The following is a 2,630-nucleotide window of genomic DNA, read 5'->3' as shown; positions in this document are numbered from 1 at the left end:
TCGCCCGCGTGCCGGTGGCCGCGTGCCGTCGCCCGCGTGCCGGTGGCCGCGTGCCGTCGCCCGCGTGCCGGTGGCCGCGTGCGGGCTCGGCGGCCCGACCCGGCCCGTCTGTGGTGCGCGACCTAGACTGACCCGGTGAACCCCACCAAGCGCGTGCTGCTCGCCGCGCCCCGCGGCTACTGCGCCGGCGTGGACCGTGCCGTCATCGCCGTCGAGAAGGCCCTGGACCACTACGGCGCGCCGGTGTACGTGCGCAAGGAGATCGTCCACAACAAGTACGTGGTCGAGACGTTGGCCGCACGCGGCGCCGTCTTCGTCGACGAGACAGACGAGGTGCCCGTGGGTGCCCGCGTCGTGTTCTCCGCGCACGGCGTCTCGCCGGCCGTGCACGCCGCGGCAGCTGCGCGCTCGCTGCAGACCATCGATGCGACGTGCCCCCTGGTGACCAAGGTCCACAAGGAGGCCGTCCGGTTCGCCGACGCGGACATGGACATCCTGCTCATCGGGCACACGGGGCACGAGGAGGTCGAGGGAACCGCCGGCGAGGCGCCCGACCACATCCAGGTCGTCAACTCACCGGACGACGTCGACGCCGTCGTGGTGCGGGACCCGGAGAAGGTGGTGTGGCTGTCGCAGACCACGCTCTCGGTCGACGAGACGATGGAGACGGTGCGTCGCCTGCGCGAGCGGTTCCCGCACCTGCAGGACCCGCCCAGCGACGACATCTGCTACGCCACGCAGAACCGCCAGGTGGCGGTGAAGAAGTTCGCGCCGCGGTGCGACCTCGTCATCGTCGTGGGCTCGGCGAACTCGTCGAACTCGGTGCGGCTGGTCGAGGTCGCCCTCGACGCCGGCGCGCGCGCCTCCTACCGGGTCGATCGGGCGTCGGAGATCGACCCGGCCTGGCTCGCGGACGTGACGACGGTCGGCGTGACCTCGGGCGCATCGGTCCCCGAGATCCTCGTGCGCGACGTGCTGGAGGCGCTCGCCGCCGCCGGGTACGACACCGTCGAGGAGGTCCGCACGGCCACCGAGGACCTCATGTTCTCGCTGCCGCGCGAGCTCTGGGCCGACCTCAAGGCCGCCGGCCAGGCCCCGCCCCGCCCCGAGCGCGGTGGCCGGCAGACGCTGGCGGTCGAGCAGGTCTGACTCACGGCAGAGCGGTACGGAGCTCCTCCTCGATCGCGACGGCGCGTTCGTCGGCGGAGCTCGGGAGCTCGGTGTCGCCCCGATCGCCCTCCCCGATCGCGACGAGCCGCAGCTCCTCCGAGGCGACGAGCTCGGGTGCCTGGAGCTGGCGCGCGACCCGGTCGACCTGCGCGGGGGTCTCCAGCTCTGCGTCGGTGACCTTGAGGTCGGCCATCCGCCGCGCACTGACCAGCACCCGTGACTCGAGCGAGCTGACCGCCTCGTTGTAGGCGCGGACGGATCCGTCGAGCTGGCGCCCCAGCCGGCCCACGTGCCCGCCGAGGGTCGCGAGCCGGCCGTGCAGCTCTCGGCCGAGGGTGAGGACCTGCTGGGCGTTCGCGGCCAGGGCCTCCTGGCGCCAGGCGTAGGCGACCGTGCGGAGCAGCGCGACGAGGGTCATGGGCGTCGCGATGACGACGTTGCGCTCCATCGCGTACTCGTAGAGCCCCGGGTCGACCTCCAGCGCCGCGTGCAGGAACGGCTCCGCCGGCACGAACATCACGACGAACTCCGGCGCGGGCGAGAGCTGCTCCCAGTACTGCTTGGCCGCGAGGTCGTCGACGTGCTTGCGGAGGTGGCGCGCGTGCGCAGCGAGCCGCTCGGTGCGCACGGCGTCGTCCGTGGCCTGGACGGCCTCGAGGTAGCCGAGGAAGGCGACCTTGGAGTCGAGCACCACCTGCTTGCCGCCGCTGAGGTGGACCACCATGTCGGGCCGCTGGAGGCCGTCGTCCGAGCGGACCGGGTGCTGCTCGGTGAAGTCGACGTGCTCGAGCATCCCCGCGGCCTCGACCACGCGGCGCAGCTGGAGCTCGCCCCAACGGCCGCGGACCTGGGAGGACCGCAGGGCGGTGACGAGCTGACCCGTCTCGGAGCGCAGCAGGTCCGAGGTCTCGCGCATCGAGCGGACCTGCTCGCCGAGGGCGGCGTGACCGGCGGCCCTGGCCTGCTCGGCGGTGCCGAGCTCGGTGCGCACCTGGTCGAGCACCTTCGCCAAGGGGTCGACGAGCGCGCGTACGGCCTGCTCCCGCCCCGCCATGGCGGCGTCGTGCGCCTGGTCCGTGGTGCGCAGGCGCTGCTCGGCCAGGCCGAGGAACTGCGCGTTGTTGGCGGCGAGGGCCTCGGCGGCGACCGAGCGGAACTGCTCCGTGACGCGTTGCTGGTCGCCCTGGAGCGCGGCCACTCGATCGGCACCGAGGCGTCGCTCGGCGTCGAGCTGGGCCCGAAGCCCAGCCTCCGACACCTCGGCCAGCTGCACCCGGGCCATCCCGCGTGCCATGGCCCAGGCCGCGCCGAGGGCGGCCCCCACGAGCAGGCCGATGAGCAGTGCGACGACGGTGAGGAGGTCCATGCCACCCACGGTCCCAGCGACCACCGACACGACAGCCGGGCGGGACGCCGGCCCGACCACCGGCCCGACCACCGGCCCGACCGGCGGCCCGACC

The 2,630-nt window shown here is 73.7% G+C and carries 2 protein-coding genes; one reads left to right on the top strand and one right to left on the bottom strand.

The features are described 5' to 3' along the window. The first annotated feature begins 135 nt into the window (after nucleotides 1–135). A complete protein-coding gene (locus PKY62_RS04820; protein ID WP_324535402.1) occupies nucleotides 136–1,149 on the top strand; it encodes a 4-hydroxy-3-methylbut-2-enyl diphosphate reductase in 1,014 nt (337 codons plus the stop codon). Between the two features lies 1 nt (nucleotide 1,150). On the opposite strand, the gene PKY62_RS04815 is transcribed toward PKY62_RS04820, so the two are convergent. Then, nucleotides 1,151–2,536, bottom strand: coding sequence for a DNA recombination protein RmuC (locus tag PKY62_RS04815; protein ID WP_324535400.1), 1,386 nt, complete (start codon nucleotides 2,534–2,536; stop codon nucleotides 1,151–1,153). Between the last annotated feature and the right edge of the window lie 94 nt (nucleotides 2,537–2,630).

Origin of the sequence: Actinotalea sp., from assembly GCF_035443605.1 — a bacterium.
In the GTDB taxonomy this organism is placed as follows: domain Bacteria; phylum Actinomycetota; class Actinomycetes; order Actinomycetales; family Cellulomonadaceae; genus Actinotalea.
Note: the sequence above shows the minus strand (reverse complement) of the source record. Positions and strands in the feature narration are given on the sequence as shown.

Bases quoted from the DNA above. Each gene is read 5' to 3' on its own strand.
- PKY62_RS04815 (WP_324535400.1), bottom strand. From the start codon at position 2,536: ATGGACCTCCTCACCGTCGTCGCACTGCTCATCGGCCTGCTCGTGGGG.